The sequence below is a fragment of the Acinetobacter sp. TUM15071 genome (assembly GCF_008980925.1).
GTDB classification, from domain to species: domain Bacteria; phylum Pseudomonadota; class Gammaproteobacteria; order Pseudomonadales; family Moraxellaceae; genus Acinetobacter; species Acinetobacter dispersus.
The window spans coordinates 253,129-271,424 of the sequence record NZ_BKGB01000002.1 but is presented as its reverse complement, the minus strand read 5'-3'; the positions used below and the strand labels follow the sequence as shown (position 1 = coordinate 271,424).

16 protein-coding genes are annotated in these 18,296 nt (G+C 41.2%); 8 read left to right on the top strand and 8 right to left on the bottom strand.

Annotated features, from left to right (window positions below; all coding sequences use genetic code 11):
* Positions 1–35: 35 nt before the first annotated feature.
* Positions 36–806, bottom strand: a complete 771-nt coding sequence (locus GBI66_RS03305) for a DUF4184 family protein (protein ID WP_151715147.1) — start codon at positions 804–806, stop codon at positions 36–38.
* Between the two features lie 137 nt (positions 807–943).
* Here GBI66_RS03305 and znuD point away from each other — a divergent pair, with 137 nt between their 5' ends.
* From znuD to GBI66_RS03290, 3 genes are all read left to right on the top strand, one after another.
* Positions 944–3,022, top strand: coding sequence for a zinc piracy TonB-dependent receptor ZnuD (znuD, locus tag GBI66_RS03300; RefSeq protein WP_151715146.1), 2,079 nt, complete (start codon positions 944–946; stop codon positions 3,020–3,022).
* A 79-nt stretch (positions 3,023–3,101) separates the two neighbouring features.
* Positions 3,102–4,565, top strand: a complete 1,464-nt coding sequence (locus GBI66_RS03295; RefSeq protein WP_151715145.1) for a phospholipase D family protein — start codon at positions 3,102–3,104, stop codon at positions 4,563–4,565.
* Between the two features lie 25 nt (positions 4,566–4,590).
* On the top strand, positions 4,591–5,400 hold the full coding sequence (locus GBI66_RS03290; protein WP_151715144.1) for a hypothetical protein: 810 nt from the start codon (positions 4,591–4,593) through the stop codon (positions 5,398–5,400).
* A gap of 84 nt (positions 5,401–5,484) precedes the next feature.
* On the opposite strand, the gene GBI66_RS03285 is transcribed toward GBI66_RS03290, so the two are convergent.
* Positions 5,485–5,922, bottom strand: a complete 438-nt coding sequence (locus tag GBI66_RS03285) for a hypothetical protein (protein WP_151715168.1) — start codon at positions 5,920–5,922, stop codon at positions 5,485–5,487.
* Positions 5,923–6,101: 179 nt separating this feature from the next.
* Between GBI66_RS03285 and GBI66_RS03280 the strand changes: the two genes are divergently transcribed.
* Positions 6,102–6,593 (top strand): RcnB family protein, encoded by a 492-nt coding sequence (locus tag GBI66_RS03280; RefSeq protein WP_005193043.1) that lies wholly within the window; start codon positions 6,102–6,104, stop codon positions 6,591–6,593.
* A gap of 153 nt (positions 6,594–6,746) precedes the next feature.
* Positions 6,747–7,118 (top strand): RcnB family protein, encoded by a 372-nt coding sequence (locus GBI66_RS03275; protein WP_005322419.1) that lies wholly within the window; start codon positions 6,747–6,749, stop codon positions 7,116–7,118.
* A 41-nt stretch (positions 7,119–7,159) separates the two neighbouring features.
* Here GBI66_RS03275 and GBI66_RS03270 read toward each other — a convergent pair whose 3' ends face one another.
* Positions 7,160–7,657 carry a phosphate-starvation-inducible protein PsiE gene (locus GBI66_RS03270; protein WP_151715143.1) on the bottom strand — a complete coding sequence of 166 codons (498 nt, stop codon included), beginning with the start codon at positions 7,655–7,657 and terminating at the stop codon, positions 7,160–7,162.
* Between the two features lie 173 nt (positions 7,658–7,830).
* Here GBI66_RS03270 and GBI66_RS03265 point away from each other — a divergent pair, with 173 nt between their 5' ends.
* A complete protein-coding gene (locus GBI66_RS03265; RefSeq protein ID WP_005193036.1) occupies positions 7,831–8,244 on the top strand; it encodes a hypothetical protein in 414 nt (137 codons plus the stop codon).
* A gap of 67 nt (positions 8,245–8,311) precedes the next feature.
* Here the strand turns inward: GBI66_RS03265 and GBI66_RS03260 are convergent, their stop codons facing one another.
* From GBI66_RS03260 to GBI66_RS03250, 3 genes are all read right to left on the bottom strand, one after another.
* A complete protein-coding gene (locus GBI66_RS03260) occupies positions 8,312–10,093 on the bottom strand; it encodes an acyl-CoA dehydrogenase C-terminal domain-containing protein (protein ID WP_004652441.1) in 1,782 nt (593 codons plus the stop codon).
* 162 nt (positions 10,094–10,255) lie between these two features.
* Positions 10,256–12,058, bottom strand: coding sequence for an acyl-CoA dehydrogenase C-terminal domain-containing protein (locus GBI66_RS03255; RefSeq protein WP_005193034.1), 1,803 nt, complete (start codon positions 12,056–12,058; stop codon positions 10,256–10,258).
* Positions 12,059–12,369: 311 nt separating this feature from the next.
* On the bottom strand, positions 12,370–12,744 hold the full coding sequence (locus GBI66_RS03250; protein ID WP_151715142.1) for a heavy-metal resistance: 375 nt from the start codon (positions 12,742–12,744) through the stop codon (positions 12,370–12,372).
* A gap of 131 nt (positions 12,745–12,875) precedes the next feature.
* Between GBI66_RS03250 and baeS the strand changes: the two genes are divergently transcribed.
* Both baeS and GBI66_RS03240 read left to right on the top strand, forming a co-directional pair.
* Entirely contained in the window at positions 12,876–14,546 is a 1,671-nt protein-coding gene (gene baeS, locus GBI66_RS03245) for a sensor histidine kinase efflux regulator BaeS (RefSeq protein ID WP_005208824.1), read from the top strand.
* A 45-nt stretch (positions 14,547–14,591) separates the two neighbouring features.
* The gene (locus GBI66_RS03240) at positions 14,592–15,278 is read left to right on the top strand and encodes a response regulator (RefSeq protein ID WP_005193024.1); all 687 of its coding nucleotides are present in this window, start codon (positions 14,592–14,594) and stop codon (positions 15,276–15,278) included.
* Between the two features lie 821 nt (positions 15,279–16,099).
* On the opposite strand, the gene GBI66_RS03235 is transcribed toward GBI66_RS03240, so the two are convergent.
* Complete coding sequence (locus tag GBI66_RS03235; RefSeq protein WP_151715141.1) at positions 16,100–16,681, bottom strand: murein L,D-transpeptidase family protein; 582 nt, start codon at positions 16,679–16,681, stop codon at positions 16,100–16,102.
* 73 nt (positions 16,682–16,754) lie between these two features.
* Positions 16,755–18,197: a YdiU family protein gene (locus tag GBI66_RS03230; RefSeq protein ID WP_151715140.1), complete on the bottom strand. Its 1,443-nt coding sequence runs from the start codon at positions 18,195–18,197 to the stop codon at positions 16,755–16,757.
* Positions 18,198–18,296 lie beyond the last annotated feature (99 nt).

Here is an 18,296-nt window from a genome sequence, read left to right as displayed (position 1 = left end):
ATGTTTTCAAGCGAATTTTAAACAGACGCTTTTTGTTAAAATGATTTTAGACGCTCTGTTCGATCCAAAAATAAGAATAATAGACAAGCCATGGTAAAGACAGTTAGGCCAGCTTGGGTAAATTCATTGATCGATTTACCAATAAAAAAATAGCGTTCACTGTTCCAAAGATCAGATCTGATATGACGGCTATAGTCTAAAACTGAGAACAGTCCATATAAGATGGAGAGGATGGCACTGATGAGTGCAAATCCTTTGAGTCTAGCTGGAACGGGATGGTGATATTTATGGGTCTTATAATAATGCCAGCACATTTTCATTAGGAAAGGTAAAGCAATAATAGATGACCCGATCTGTAATATAAAATGTAATGGATAACTAAAACCCAACAGTGAAATGTTCTGAGCCAGAATCTCTTTAAAAGCAAAAGTTCGAAAATCAAGATGGGTGAGTCCATCCCAGATTAAGTGCGTGCTGATCCCGACTATAAGTGCTAGACAACTGAGAAAGCTGAAAGAAATAAAATCATCCAGAGAGTGGATATTTAAAGGATGTCGGATTTCAAGACAGCGATAGGTTACAGGACGATAAATTAAATACCACAAGAGGCAAAAGAATAATCCAATCGGAAGGTTCGGAAATAAGATACCTGACCATTGGTGTGTTAAAGCGATATTTTCTTGGGTAAATAATCGATAAAGATCGGGTGTCATACATCCAATCGCTAATGCTGCGACAGGCAAATGTCCCTGACTTAATTTAGCTAAAGGTGGGGCAAGTACGGCATGTGAAAGTGTAAAAGGCATATCGTTGAAAAACGACCATTCATTGAATCATGGAGAAGCAGTGTAGCAAATGTTCATTGTTGCACTGTTTTTTATTGCAAAATAAATGAAATGTTATAATATAACAAAAACAACGATCGACTGATTCGAGACCCGATATGTCATTTCCACAGAATATTTTGACCTTATCTATTTTAGCTGTTGTATCTGTATCTACTTTTGCAGCAGAAAATGAGCAAGTAACAAGCTTAGATACTATACGAATTAAAGCACATCCATTAGAGCAAACATCGAAAGATTTTGCGGTTGCCGATACCGTCGTAGATCAAAAACGCTTACAACAGGGCGCTGTCACCATTGGTGAAGCATTGAGCAGTGAACCTGGAATTTATTCCAATCAATTTGGAGCGGGCTCAAGCCGCCCTGTGATCCGTGGTCAAGATGGGCCACGGGTAAAAGTCTTACAAAACTCCTCTGAAAATATTGACGTATCAACTTTATCTCCTGACCATGCAGTTACTGTAGACCCAGCTTTGGCTCAGCAAGTTGAAGTAATTCGTGGTCCATCTACTTTATTATTTGGTGCTGGCACGGTAGGTGGTTTGGTAAATGTGACGGATAGTAAGATTCCAACCAAAATGCCTGAAAATGGTTATGAAGGTAATGTGGGTTTACGTTACAACACAGGTAGTGATGAAAAACTGGCAACGGCTGGGGTAACGGTTGCTTTGGGTGATCAAGTGGCCTTACGAGTTGAAGGCTTAAATCGTGAAGCCAATGACTATATCACGCCAAACTATGTGCACGAAGGTGAGAAAGAGCGTCGTGTCGGTAATACCTTTGCCAAAGGTGAAACGGTGAATGTCGGTTTGTCTTGGATTTATGATCGTGGTTTTACCGGAATTTCATATAGCAATCGCCAAGATAAATATGGTCTGCCTGGACATAGCCATGAATACGAGAGCTGTAGTGCTCATCTTTCAGGACGTCCTCATTTACACTGTGGCGATCATGATCACGAGGATGGCGATGATCATGGCCATGACGATCACGATCACGACCACGATCATGCACATGAGGCAGGACCTTGGATTGATCTGAAATCTGAGCGTTATGATGTTCGTACCGAATTGAATGATCCGTTTGCTGGGTTTAAAAAGCTACGTGCACAAGCCAGCTATACTGATTATAAACACGCTGAAATTGAAGAAGATACCATCGCGACTCGCTTTAAAAACAAAGGTTATGATGGTCGTTTAGAGTTGGTACATAATCCAATTGGGCCATGGGAAGGGGTGATTGGAACTCAATATGGGCAACAAAAATTAGAACTCACAGGTGAAGAAGCGTTCTTAGCACCAAATACCACGAAGAAGTGGAGTGTTTTTGCCTTAGAGCATGCGCAATTTAATGATGTACATGTTGAGCTGGCGGCACGTGCAGAAAAACAAAAAATTGATATTGATGACTCAACTAAAAAAGATTTCGACGGTTCAGCCTTTTCTGTTTCTGGTGCGGCCAATTGGGAGTTTGCACCGAACTATAAACTTTCTTTCGTAACCTCTCATCAGGAACGTTTACCATTAGCGCAAGAGCTATATGCAAATGGTGGACATTTCGCGACCAATACCTATGAGCTAGGTAATGATCAATTGAAGAAAGAAAAATCTAATAATGTGGAACTCGGTTTCCATTATGACAATAACAAGTTTGATTACCATGTCCATGTCTATCACAATTGGTTTGATGACTATATCTATGCGCAAACTCTAGATCGTTATAAAGATTTCCGTTTAGTGGAATATACCCAAGATCAGGCACGTTTCTATGGTGCAGAGGCAGAAGCGGGTTACCAAATCTCGGACATGTATAAAGTGGGCGTGTTTGGTGACTATGTGCGTGGCAAGATCGACAATGAAAATGCACCACGTGTGCCTGCTGGACGCTTAGGAACAAAAGTAAATGCGGACTTTGGTGATGGCTTTAGCGGTTCAGCTGAATACTATCATGTGTTCCAGCAAGACAAGATTGCGGCTTATGAAACTGATACGCAAAGCTATAACATGCTGAATTTAGGTGTGGCATACACAGGTAAATATAGTAAAGCTACAGATTATCGTGTTTATCTAAATGCCAATAACTTGCTCGATGATCAGGTGTATCAACATGCATCGTTCTTATCAACGATTCCACAAGTGGGACGTAACTTTACTGTTGGGGTGAATTTTAACTTCTAATTTTTCACTTAAATCTTATTGAAAAATCAAAGTATAAGCTCTAGCCTTAGACCATTAGGCTAGGGCTTTTTTTGTTTATATGCGTATCTTCCAACGAATCCATCGAAAATTAAACTGGTCAGGTCGACGTTACATGGCAGTCATATTGAGTATTTTTGCGATTGGATACATTGCTTCGGCAATCTATCACACCGTAAAACCACTCCCAAAGGGATTGGATTTTACTGGGCAATTACGTCATGCCAATGTGAAATTCTTAGCAGATCAAACCTATATCGATGCGCAAGGTCAACAACAGGTTGATCAGCATATTTTCAAAGAAGTGTTTCAGTTGATTGATCAGGCACAGAGTACCATTGTGCTGGATATGTTCCTATTTAATCAGGAAGTGGGTAAGTCGACAGTCAAACAGTTTCCTTTGATGCAAGAGCTAACCGATGCCTTAATCGTGAAGCGCCGTTTGCATCCCAATGTTGAAGTGGTGGTGATTACTGATCCGATTAATTCGGTTTATGGCGGGTTAACTCCAAAGCATTATCTACAACTACGCCAAGCAGGTGTGGATGTCATCGAAACTGATTTAAAGCCATTGCGTGCTTCGAATCCGCTTTGGTCAGGTTTTTGGTATATCTGTTGTCAGAACTTAGGTAATAACCCAGAAGGTGGTTGGTTAAGTAGCCCATTTGGCAATGATAAAATTACCTTGCGCAGTTATCTAGAATTATTCAATTTCAAAGCCAATCACCGTAAAACCTTGGTGGTTGATACGGTTGACGGCTGGAAAAGCTTGGTGACTTCGGCCAATCCACATGATGGTAGTTCGCATCATAGTAATGTGGCTTTGGTGGTAGATGGGCCAACAGCGATTGATGTGTTACAAACCGAACAAGCTGTGGCCAATATGTCAAAAGGTTCGAGCCCATTTGTGATTATGGGCGGGCTAGCCGAAGATAAAACATTACCACAAGTGCAAGTGCTGACTGAAAAAGCGATTTATGACGCTGTTCTGAAAATGATTCAGACTGCAAAAAGTAAAGAGCATTTGGATATGGCGATGTTCTATTTATCAGAACGCAATATCATTGATGCACTCAAGCAGGCACAGCAACGTGGTGTTAACATTCGTATTATGATCGACCCGAATAAAGATGCGTTTGGTCGTCAAAAGAATGGTATTCCCAATCGCCAAGTGGCTTCGGAACTAAATGCAGTCGGTATTCCAATCCGTTGGTGTGATACCCGTGGTGAACAATGTCATAGCAAAATGCTGCTCAAATACAATGCACAGCAAGCAGAGATCATTCTCGGTTCAGCCAACTTAACCGCGCGTAATCTAAAAAATTATAATCTTGAAACCGACATGCGCGTGATTGGTACAGCGCAAGCACCTGTGTTTAAAGATGCGGGGCAATACTTTGATGCAGCATGGACCAATGCCAATGCACGTCAAATCACAGTGGATTATGCAAAATATGCCGATGAGTCAAAAGTGAAATACTGGATCTATCGTTTTATGGAATGGTCAGGCTTATCCACTTTTTAATTCAGCATAAATAGAGTTCTGCACAATGGCGAAAATTAAACTGAATATTAGACAGGATGATGAGATTGATTTAGATGTACATCAATTCAATCATTTTGCAGATATTGTTGAAATTCAAAGTTGGGCAGAACTCTTGGAATGCTATCGATCACTTAAAGAGGATGTTTATCCTAAAAAAGTGTTTCTGGTTTTGGATGATAGGGCACAGGCAGAATATACCTCGATGCATGCGGTCGAGGATGACCGTCTGTATGTTGATTTTAGTGACGATCTCAAGGGGATTGAAGTCGATGATCCACGATGGGAGCAAAGCTATCAAAATGTTTGTGTTCCAAAACAATTGCAGCATTATCTTCAGCAATTGAATGATCCCGCACAGCAGCAGCGTTTTGAAAGCCTAGCTGAAAAAATGCAGCATTATGATGACAATGACTTAGAAGCATTGCTTTATTTCAATCAAAATCTATTGATTTCATTAGACAGTGTCATTGAAGTAAAAGTGGCTGATATTGAAACCGAAGCATTAAAACTGGCGATGCTACCGAATGGCTATTTTTCTTGTGATTTTGATCCCTTCGAGAATTATGCACTGATTCAGAAAATGCAGCACTATGGCTTTGAATTTATCGGACTTGGGGCAGCGTTATTGGGATGGATTAAAACCCCAGATTTTAAAGCAGAAAAAATTGAAGATTTAGTTCAGGATCTCGCTTTGATTTATCCTTTAGATTCCGTTCATCAAAAGGCAATGAAAGGCCTGATTTTAGAAAATAATTATCTGATTTTACCTTATTCAGAATCACCACAAGAATATCTAGGTTACGACTTATCGTGATTTAGATCGTGAGTTCAACAAACTGAATGTGGGTGTTTATTTGCTATTCAGCTTGTTGAAAGACCTACATCATCAATAAAAAAATTAAGGGCTTGGTGGAATCAATTGATCTAAATCTTTATCCGCTAACTGATCCAGTTCACTTAAATCGGTTTTGATTTTCCACTGACTTTCATCATCGACAGGGTTGGGTAAGCGGGCTTCTAGCCAGTCACAGACCACATCAGGAGTGAATTCTGGATGATTGCACTGAATTACCCAAGCCAAGAAATCTTTAGCCTCACCGTTCATATAGGGTGGTGGAGACACTGGGAAGAACTGGGTCGGTAAACGTTCATTGGTGGATAAATAATTGAGTACATGCCCAAGTTCTTGAACTGTTTGCCATGCCAACGGATGTTCAACATCAATATTGAATTTAAACCACCATGCATGTTGACCATCTGCACCGTGCGCAACGATACGCGCTTCTTGCACACTTGGAACTTTGCAAAAGAATTGATAGAGACGATCAAAATTCATTTCAGCCACAGATGTTGCCTTAAAACCAAAAAAATGATTTTAGCATATCTAGGTCGGGCTGTAGCTCGTTGCTGTTTATCTTGGGAATTCAACAGCTAATCTGAAAAAATATTATTACAACAGTGGTGCTTATTTTTTATTCTAAAATAGAAAGATACTCTGCTTTTAGGGAGATCACGATGAAGCAATCTAAACTTTATATCTATGGCTTGATCAGCCTTCTCAGCGGTCTCCCTGTAATGAGCTATGCCGATAATGCATGGGGTGGATATAGTGGAGTAGAGCGTCGTTCTTATCATCAAAATACACCTGCCTATCAGCCGCCTGCGCAAGACCCATTTGCGTTCTCGAATCAGCGTGCGACACCAACTGCACCACCGAAGGGCTATTATTATCAGCCGAATCAAAATAACTATTATCCTCATCCGAATCATCGACCGGGTGTTCGTGTCGAATATTATCCAGATACGCAATATGACCGCAGCTATCGCCGTGAGTCCTTTGTGGTGGGCAATGAATTACCGGGTGAGTTTCGGAGTGAGCGCTATGTGATTCGGGACTGGGACTATTACTCCTTACGTGAACCGCCACGTGGCAGACATTGGGTGGTCGTCGATGGACGTTATCTTTTGGTGACTGATGATAATTTTACTATTGAGATTATTCGCTGATTTGACATCTGTTTTTAAATTTTGAATAGAGAGTATTCTCCACAATTTCTCGCTATTCATTACAAAGCTTTGCAATGTCGCGAGTTTTATTCATGCTTTCTCCTAGAGTTTTTCTTAATCTGATTTCAGATCGAAAAAACAGAGGATTAAAGAATGAAGAAGACCGCAGTATTACTGGTATCAACACTTATGTTGGGTGTTTCTGCCTCAGCCATGGCAGATTCAAATCGTTGGAATCATGATCATAGAGATCGCTATGATAACCGCTATGATCGTTATGACCACCGTTACGATCATCGTGAACAGCCGCGCTGGTCGAATGGCGACCGTGGTAATCATTATGGCCAACGTATTAACTTCAAGCGTGGTGAGCGGTTACCATCAGAATTCCGTAGTAACCGTTATGTAGTTTCGAACTATCGTACTCACCGTTTATATGAACCACCTCGCGGCTATAACTGGATGCAGGTACAGGGTAAATATGTGTTGGTGGACTCGAAATATCGTGTTTTCCGAGTTGCATAATAGATGCAATAAAAAAGCAGGCCATGTGCCTGCTTTTTTATTTATGCCAGTTCGTCATCTTGTGGTCGAGGTGTTTTGTTGGAAGGTAATTGTTGTTCTTGATCCTTGCCCCGAATCACAGAAGGGTAGTTCCATGAAGCAAATCGGACCACCAAAATCGCTACCGCTAAAATCAAGATCGAACCTGTGATAATCACCAAATCCATGGATGCTTTATGATTGTGCTGAATATCGGCAATCAACAGACGGGTGAGTGCAGTAATCGCAACATAAATCAAAAAGCGCACTGGCATGTGATTGGTCTTGAAATAAATCCCCACCATGGCACCTAATTCTAAATAGATAAACAGCAGCAAGATGTCATCAATGGTGGCGTACTGTTTTACGGTCAGAATTTCAATCACGGTATGCACGGCTGACCATGCAATCATACAGCCGATAATAAATAAGGCTAAATAATGAAAGGCTTCAACCGCGTAGTGACCAAAGCGATCAAGTAGGCGAGGTAAGCCTTCAAGTTTCTCTCTTGAATTAGACATGGCTAGGACAATGTTGCAGAGTAATAAATAGAATATACAGCAAATTTCATGCACAATAAGCATTAAAATAATGTGTCTATCTTTTCGCTAGATACGCTTTTCATTGCAATTGTTGATAAAAGGACGATTGAAACGAAAGCAGCTTTCTCATCATAAAATAATAAGGATAAGATATGTACTTATATCGACCGATTGGGTTGTTTGAATATCAGCTCATTGAAAAAAGTCACTTTAAAGAGTTTCCTCCAAGACTGTATTGGCAACCTATTTTTTATCCTGTATTGAATCAAAAATATGCAGAAAAAATAGCACTAGATTGGAATACTAAAGATCAAGCCAGTGGATATGTTGGATATGTAACTCGTTTTGAACTCAATGATGCATATTTAGCACAGTTTGAGGTACATGTGGTTGGAGATGATTTTTGTCAGGAACTTTGGATTCCAGCAGAGCGATTAGATGAATTTAATCAGCAAATTATTGGACAAATTGAGGTCGTAAAGATATTTAAGGGAGATCTGTTTGATGAAAATGCTCAGCTTCCTGATGTATTTAAAAATAGCCCTGATGGAGCGTCTGAATATTAGATTATTCGCTGTTGCTTGAAAGAAAAAAGCGCCTGAATATTCAGACGCTTTTTTTATGCTGAATCAATTAAGCTTGATTGGTGAAGTAATCTTCGCTGAAGTTCATGATCAAGTCAGAACCTGCTTTGATTTTCGCTAAACGTGCATCTAATTCAGGCAAGATACGGTCTACAAAGTACTGTGCTAATGCAATTTTGTTTTGGTAGAAATCACCAGACTTGTCTTTTGCAGCAGCCGCGATTTTTGCAAACATATATGCAAAGCTGAGTAAGCCTACTGCATGTAAATAGTCAACCGCAGCTGAGTTCGGGAAGTCAACATTTTCAGCTGCTTGCTCGATAATGAACTGCGTGATTGCTTCAATTTCAGTTGCAGCGTCTAAAGTTGCATCTTTAATGAAGTTCAAATCAGTGTCTAGATCATTGGCAAAGTCACGGATTTCAGTGATGTACTCAGCGATGAATGCGCCGCCACATTTAATGGTTTTACGACCAATTAAATCTTGAGACTGAACACCGTTAGTCCCTTCGTAAATTTGAGCAATACGAAGATCACGGATGCATTGTTCCATACCCCATTCACGGATATAACCGTGACCACCAAACACCATTTGTGCATCTAAGGTTGCTTGGAAAGCAGTATCAGTGAGGTAAGCTTTTGCGATTGGTGTTAACAGTGCAACACGGTTATTCGCTTGCTTCACAGCTTCTGCATCAGTCGAGAACTTGGTGATATCCAGTTGTTGACCTACATAGACTGCAAATGCACGTGATGCTTCATTATTGGCACGTACGTTGAGTAACATACGACGGACATCACCATGCACTAAAATGCTGTCTGCTGGTTTGTTTGGTGATTGAACCCCTGCTGCGCTACGGCCTTGCAAACGGTCAGTCGCGTATTGTGCTGCATTTTGATAAGCAAATTCAGAAGCACCAAGACCTTGGATACCCATCGACAAACGTTCGTAGTTCATCATCACGAACATTGCAGCAAGGCCTTCGTTTTCTTTACCCACGAGGTAGCCTTTGGCACCATCAAAGTTCATCACGCAAGTAGCAGATGCCTTGATACCCATCTTGTGTTCGATTGAACCAGGGCCAACGGGGTTGCGCTCACCTAAAGAACCGTCTTCATTTAACAGGAACTTTGGAACGATGAATAACGAGATACCACGTGAACCCGCAGGAGCATCAGGTGTCTTCGCAAGCACAAGATGAATGATGTTTTCAGCTAGGTCGTTATCACCACCTGTGATGAAGATTTTAGTACCCGTAATGTTATAAGTACCATCTTCATTGCGTTCAGCTTTGGTTTTGATAATACCTAAATCTGTACCTGCATGTGGTTCAGTTAAGCACATGGTGCCTGACCATTCGCCAGAGTAGATTTTAGGTAAATAGGTTTCTTTTTGCTCTTGTGATGCATAGCTGTTTAACGCCATACCAGCACCCACAGAAAGAAGCGGGTAGAGCATGAATGATGGATTTGTCGCGAATAACATTTCATCAGACAATACAGTCAGCATTTTTGGCATTGCCTGACCGCCCCATTCTTCATCAGCACCTAAGCCGATCCAACCGCCATCAGCGTATTGACGGAATGCTTCTTTGAAACCTGCTGGAGTGAAAACTTCGCCATTTTCCCAACGTGCGCCTTCTTCATCACCCGTACGGTTTAACGGATGTGTCACGTTTTGGGCAAACTTCGCCATTTCTTCTAAAATTGCTTCAGCTGTTGCAGCATCTACATGAGCCAGTTTCTCATTAGACTGCCAAAATTGTTCTGCTTTAAATACATCATTTAAGATGAATTTCATGTCTGCTAGAGGAGCATTGTAAATTGGCATAATCGTTCCCTTCTACGCACAGTTTCATGTGCAAAGTGATCAAATAAAACGAACAAATAAATTGAATAGTGTAAATTTAGCATTGATTAAACAAAAAAAGGACGGTCAAAACTGACCAGTCCTTTTTCTGTGATGAACGTTGCATCTCATTCTAAACTATGTTTAGAAAGCGAAGTGTTCCGCATCAAGTTCAAACAATGGCGCAACGCCAGTTGAAAGTACGTCTACATGTGAGCGAACACGTGGCAAGATCTTCTTGAAGTAGAAGCGAGCAGTGGTCACTTTTGCATTGTAGAAGTCAACTTCAGTTGAACCTTCAGCTAATTTCTCTTGAGCAACAAGCGCCATACGTGCCCATAAGTAAGCAAGCGTTACATAACCAGAGAAGTATAAGTAGTCAACCGCAGCTGCACCAACTTCATCTGGGTTTTGCATTGCACGCATACCGATTTGCATGGTGATATCGCCCCATTCTTTGTTTGCAGCAGCCAATGGCGCAATGAACTCTTGCATTGCAGCATTGTCTTTGTTTGCTTCAACAAATTTATGGATAATCTTGGTGAAGTCTTTCAACATTGCACCTTGAGTTTGCAAGACTTTACGACCTAACAAGTCAAGTGCTTGAATCTCAGTTGTACCTTCGTATAAGCAAGCAATACGTGTATCACGTACGATTTGTTCCATACCGTGTTCAGAAATAAAGCCGTGACCACCAAATACTTGTACACCGTGCTTCGCAGATTCAGAACCTGTTTCAGTTAAGAATGCTTTTGCAATTGGTGTTAACAAAGACAAGATGTTATCAGCAAACTTACGCTCTTCTTCAGTTTCGCCTTTTTCAACGATATCTGCATATTGAGCCAATAAGTAAACCAACGCACGACCGCCTTCAGCAAATGATTTTTGCGTTAAAAGCATGTTACGAACAGCAGGGTGAACAATAATTGGGTCTGCTTCTTTTTCAGGTGCTTTAGGACCAGAAAGAGAACGCATGGCCAAACGATCTTTCGCATACGCTAAAGCGCCTTGGAAAGAAGATTCAGATGCAGATAAACCTTGAACCGCTGTACCAATACGTGCTGTGTTCATGAATGTGAACATGCAGTTTAAGCCACGGTTTTCAGGTCCGATCAAGTAACCTTTTGCTTGGTCAAAGTTAATGACACAAGTTGCGTTACCATGGATACCCATTTTGTGCTCGATTGAACCACAACGCACTGCATTACGCTCGCCAACTGAACCATCAGCATTGACGTGGAACTTAGGTACGATGAATAAAGAGATCCCTTTAGTGCCTTTTGGTGCACCTGGTAAACGCGCAAGTACGATATGGATGATGTTCTCAGCCATGTCATGTTCACCAGCAGAGATAAAGATTTTCTCGCCAGAGATCGCGTAACTACCGTCAGCATTTGGTTCTGCTTTAGAACGGATGATACCTAAGTCAGAACCTGCATGAGATTCAGTTAAGCACATCGTACCTGTCCAAACACCTGAAACAAGGTTTGGCAAGTAAGTGTTCTTTTGCTCATCAGAACCGTGATGTTCTAAAGTACGAACAGCACCGTGAGAAAGACCAGGGTACATGCCCCATGACCAGTTTGCAGTACCGACCATTTCAGAGATAGAAATCCCTAAAGAGTTTGGTAATGCTTGACCGCCAAATTCTTCATCAGCAGAAAGAGATGGGAAGCCAAGTTCGATATATTTTTGATACGCTTCTTTAAAGCCTGTAGGCGTTGTTACAACACCGTCATTCCAAGTACAACCTTCACGGTCGCCGACTTGGTTTAAAGGAGAAAGTTCGTTTTCGCAGAAATCAGCCGCTGCTTCTAAATATTGATCAACCAATTCACGGCTTACAGTGTCTTGAAATGCAGGAAGTTTCGCGTAATGTGCTTCAGCATTTAATAATTCGTGCAATACGAACTGCATATCACGTAAGGGTGCTTTGTATTGTGGCATAGCGGGTTCCTCAATACTGGTTAAACCAGAGTTATAATCTTAGTCAATGATAAATGTGCCCAACAGCACCATTTTGTACTGCTAATCGTGCAACAAGTTATAGTTCGGTACAAGCTTTTGCAGGTCATTTCTTAGTGACTGCTAAGTCAAAGTTTATGGTTCAATCTGCTTAAGCGTATAGATTGTAGGTGGTTTTCAGACTTTTGAGTTAAACTGCCGATCTAAAATCGTAAGCAGCTGTGTAATTTAAAATGAACACTCCTTGGCCATAAAAAAAGGCGCTTTAGAAGCGCCGATGAGGAAGAGGGGAATTAAGTAGTTGCGTTAGCTTGACGCTTGAGTTGTGATTTGTCTGGGGTAAAGCGAACTTCACAAGTGCCTTCAATTACACGCTTATTCCACTGAATATTCACACGATCACCAATACGTTTCCCTTGGCAAGCTTGTTCAATCTGAGCACGTTGCGCTTGATGTTCCTGACGCATTTGTTCGCGCTGCTCTAAACGTTGTTCTCGTTTGGCCTGCCATTCAGCACGTTGCTCTGGTGTTAGTGGCGCACGTTGCATATTATGACGGTGGTGGTCACGGTTCATCGACTGTTCTGCTGGCGTTGTCGATTGACAGGCAGCTAAACCTAAAACAGAACCGAGTAGTGTGGTCATCATTGCGATTTTTGTCTTGTTCATTGTTTTATCCAGCATGATCAGTGTTGATTTGATGGTTAAAGATTAGATAATAAAGATGAAGAAACAATGGAGAGTTTTTTTCGACCATGTTGGTTACAATCCACAAATAGAACACTATTGAGACTCAGCTTTTGAATGTTCGTCGCGTGCCTTTAGCTTTACGCTTGTTTTTAACGGTATTACTCACGACCTTGTTGATCGCTACGATTAGCCTGGGGGTCTTGCATTGGACCATGCAAAAGAACTTTGCACGTTATGTGGCCGATGTAGAAATGCAGAAATTGGACCGTTTGATTGCCAACTTAGGCAATGTCTATACGGTTTACCATGACTGGGGTAATGCGATTCAGGCACAAATTTTACAAATTGAGGGCAGTGCAGCTCCTGATGACTATGATCGATTGTCACAATGGTGGTTGCGTCGTCAGTATGATATTGCTTTACAGCAACGTTATTTTAATGACCATACCCTGTTAAGTTTATCTCCAACATTGGCGCAAAATAATGTCGAAATCAAAAATCGCCAAATCTTTAATGATGAAGAATTAAAAATTCTTAAACAGAATTTACCTTCAGAATACCAACCATTTGAAGGTTTACGTTTTCCCTTAAGTCAAAGTCAATTCCGTTTAAAGAAAGAGAGTAATGACGGTAAGCAGGAAACCAAACTGAATACACCTGCTGAGCATGGTAAAAAGCGTTTTGTTTCGATCCCTGACCGTTTAGGTCTAAGCTCGCGTTTATCTTTGTATGATGAAAAGCAGCAGTTTATTGTAGGTGAACCTGCAACAGATCAAATTGCTTTCCGCCCCATTATTGTAGGGCAAAAGGTGGTTGGCTATTTAGGATTAAAACCTGTTTTAGATCAGGATGATGCATCTAGTATTAATTTCTTTAGTAATCAAAAACGTTATTTACTTTTGGTCTATGCGTTAACGGTACTTTCGAGTCTAGTTGCAGCTTTGTTGATGGCAACTTATTTTAAAAAACCAATTCAACGTTTGCTGAATGCAACTCGCGAACTCACGCGTGGTAATTACCAGCATCAAGTGAAGATCCGTCGTAACGATGAACTTGGTGATTTGTCCAATCAGCTCAACCATTTGGCTGATATCTTGCATCACCATGAAGAATCACGCCGTCAATGGGTATCTGACACCTCGCATGAATTGAAAACACCATTGGCTGTATTACAGGCTCAGATTGAGGCGATGCAGGATGGAATTCGTAAAGCGACACCAGAGCATCTTGATGCCATGATGCGTCAAGTGAGTAGTTTGAAGAAGTTGACACAGGATTTGGCTGATTTAGCACAGGCAGATGCACAACAGTTGAAATGCTATTTTGCAGATGTTAATCCGTGGGATGTCGTCCTACAAGAAGTTGAAAACTTTAGATCTACATTTGAGCAAAACCAGCTTGAGGTGACATTGTCTGGAGAAGGGGCAATCCTATCTTTAGATCGGGATCGCTTTAAACAGATTATTGTCAATTTGCTGGGTAACTGTGTTCGTTATACCGAGCAAGGCGGAAAAATACAGATTCACACTCAACAAAATGAGCAACAATGGATAATGTATGTGGATGATAGTCCATTGGGTGTAAATGATGAGCAACTGGCACGTTTAGGTGAACGCTTCTATCGTGTCGATGATTCGCGTACACGTAGTACTGGCGGTACAGGTTTAGGCTTAGCCTTATCATGTAAACTGGCACAAGCTTTAGGTGGTTCACTGACTTTCGACCATTCACCATTAGGTGGGTTGCGTTGTGTACTGACTTTCCCAAAACAGATTAAATAACTTTTAAATCCTCTTTGGTGGGGGATGATGGATAGGATGAAGACCATGAAACATATTATGTTGGTTGAAGATGAAGTTGAACTCGCACAGTTGGTTCGTGACTATTTAGAAGCGGCTGGGTTTGAAGTCAGTATGTTTCATGATGGTCAAGATGCATATACCCAGTTTCAGCAACGTAAACCAAGTTTGATGATTTTGGACTTGATGGTTCCGCGTATGGATGGTTTGACCATTTGCCGTAAAGTTCGTGAACAGTCTGACCTACCGATCATTATGGTGACGGCACGGACTGAAGAAATTGACCGTGTGTTAGGTTTGAACATGGGTGCAGATGACTATATCTGTAAGCCGTTTAGTCCAAAAGAACTGGTTGCCCGTGTACAAGCTGTTTTGCGTCGTTTGGAACGTAAGGCTGAGCCTGAACAGAATGATTTATTCCGTATTGATAAAGCACAGCAACGGATTTGGTATCAACAAAAAGCATTGACTTTGACACCGACTGAGTTTCGGTTATTAGAGTTGTTCTTGGAGCACTTAGGTCAAGTTTATTCTCGTGCACAATTACTTGATCACATTAATCCTGATAGCTTCGATGTTGCCGATCGTGTGATTGATAGTCATATTAAAAACCTGCGCCGTAAGATTACAGAAGCGGCAGATACAGGTAATCGTCATGAGTGGATTCAGGCAGTTTATGGTGTGGGTTATAGGTTTGAATATCCAGATGAGTAAATCATTGATCTGATTTTAATTTAAGTAAGTATGCCTCTTACTTATTGAAAAATAATTATCTTGGTGGAGTCTTACTAGGCTTTTAACTAATTTCAGGATCAGCCACTATGTCTTGCAGGTTATAAAGCTTCAATCGCTTTAATTTGTTCAGGCTCGCCCTACTTTTGTTTTGGCAAAAGTAGGCAAAACCATTGGCATCTACAAAACCTGTTCTGTTCTTGGAATTATTAAAATATATTGCAAAAACATTACCATGCTAACATCGCGCAGGTTGTAGATGACGTTTCCGAGTATCATATTTCTCGTCGAACTTAGATTACTCCTCTCTTTTCCTTCAGATAGAGAAGCTGAAATTAGATGGATCTTGATGATGATAAGGGATGACGTATTACAAAAACTGTTATCCTGTGGCTACCCCTTGCGCTGCTTTAGTCGCAGCTCATATCCAAGAAAATATGGAACAGTTTCTACAGATGAGTTCGTCTCTTTTCCTTCGGATAGAGAGGCTGGCATGAGATGAGTTTTGATGATGGTAAGGGGTGGAGCACTGCAAAAAGTTTTATCCTGTGGATAACCACAGCGTTATCCACAGAAAATGTGGATAGTTTCTTAACGGTTTTGTAGAAATTATCTTCTTTTCTAGTTTTAAGTGAACCATCACTAGATTCTGCGAAAAATAAGATTACATTACTTTACAATAACTTGTGATGAGCTAGATTGCGGTAATGAGATTGTTTCTGGATTGGAAACCTATCCCCTGAATAAGCCTTGCTCGGTTTGATCACCGCCTTTATCCGCAAACACGCTTGAGTGCTATCCCGTTATGGGTGAATGATAATAGGCGTATGATCCGTGACCAATTGCCATATCTCATCCATATCTGAGTTGGTTACTGCAATACAACCCAGTGTCCAGTCCTTACGTGGCATATAGCTTGCGCTTGCAGGAAGGGATGTTGCCCGTGTTGGTACAGTGCCATGAATCATCACATCGCCACCCGCAGAACGATTATGCTGTTGGGCATAGGTCGTATCAGTTTTATTGGGGTAGGAGATGTGCAAAGACTTATAGTAAGCACTTTGAGGATTCCGCCAATCAATAGAATAAGTTCCCTCAGGTGTTTTACCATCACCTTCAAACTGTTTGTGTCCGATTGGATCAAAGCCTAAGCGCATCGGATAGCTGCGAATGACCTCTTGTTGATGTTTTAATTGCAGAATACGCTGGCTTTTAAACACTTCAATTGAAGTCACAGGTTTGTTTTGTTGAAGCTGTTGTATTTCACGGGCTGATAGAGGCTGATGTGTCGATCCTAATGTTGGGATGAACTTACCATACTGGAAATAAGCCAGTGCCAATAAAATGATTAAAACAACACATCCAGCAATCAATCCAGTTTTCATTATTTTCTTCTTTTAAAATAAGTAACTCACTTGAGCCGCAATAGCGACACAAGTGAATCATAACGACTCAAAATTAAGATGAACAGCTCACCATTACCTCTGGTACATCACTTGGTAATGGCCCAGTATCCTGTTCAGTTTCTAAATCAGATTGTTTTTGATAGGGTTGATTCAGAAGTTTAAACAAACGATCAACCTCATTAAAGTCACCACGTTCCGCAAGTTCAATGGCTTTCTGCGCCATATGATTGCGCAGAATATACTGTGGATTGACCTGCTGCATGATCTCATCCAAGGCATCAGTATCTTGATGTTGTCGGATATTTTGATAGCGTGTTAGGAAGTCATCAAACTGTTGTATATGAATACAGTCATCTCTTAATGCTTTGTAATCTTGTTGCTGCAAACGAAGAAAACTTTGTGTGTAATCTAGCTGCTCTGTTTGCAAAATACCAAGAAAGGCAAAGCTGCAATCCAGACTATCTTTATGGAAATGCGGCAGTCCCATTTTTTGACATAAGCCCTGACCATAGTATTGTAAGAAGGTCGGCTCAAATTTTTCTAAACATGCTGCTAGATCGAGTTTGAACTGTTCTTTATTTTCTGCGTTTGCTAATGGAATTAAATTATTCAGCCATGTCCAAAGATTCCAATGACCAATACTCGGCTGATTTTGATAGGTATAACGCCCTTGATAGTCTGAGTGGTTGTTAATCCAATTCGGGCGGAAACGTTCCATAAAACCGTAAGGTCCGAAGTCGAGTGTTGAACCAGTAATATTTAAATTATCGGTATTCATCACCCCATGCGCAAAGCCAACCAATTGCCATTTAGCAATCATAATCGCGGTTCTCTCAATCACCGCTTCTGCAAAAGCCAGAATTGGATTTTCAGCTTTCAGGCATTCTGGATAATGCCATTCAATACATTTCTGGGTGAATTTTGATAAAAGTTCAGGTGCATATTGATTGATCCACTCGAAATGCCCTAAACGAATATGGCATTCGGAAGTACGCAACAGCATCGCACCTAGCTCTAAGGTTTCACGCTGTACGCCTTGAGTTGAGCTGGTAAAACCAACAGCATGACTCGATGCAACACCAAGGGCATTCAATGCATGACCCGCCAAATATTCACGAATCACTGAACGTAGGACTGCACGTCCATCGCCCATGCGCGAGTAGGGGGTTGAACCTGCACCTTTGAGATGTAGATCAATCGTTTCACCTTGTTTATTTAGGATTTGCCCGATCAACAAACCGCGGCCATCACCGAGTTGTCCAGCCCATTGTCCAAACTGATGGCCTGCATAAACCATAGCGAGTGGGGTGAATTCAGCAAAGGTTTTTTGTCCGCTACAAATTTCAACCCAGTTGGCTTTATCTTCTTCGCTCCATTGCAATTCATCTGCTAAAGCTTCATTGAAATGACCTGCTTTGGCACCACGCAATGGACTTGGCTGCTGTTGGTGATAGAGCTTAGGATTGAGGGAAGCATAGCGGGGATTGAATTGCATAACTGAAACATCAGAGAGAGCTGAATCATGACTATAGCAAAAATTAGTGTGAAATGGGGAATCCTAAGGAAGGGGAAAGGTAGATGAACAGGCATAAAA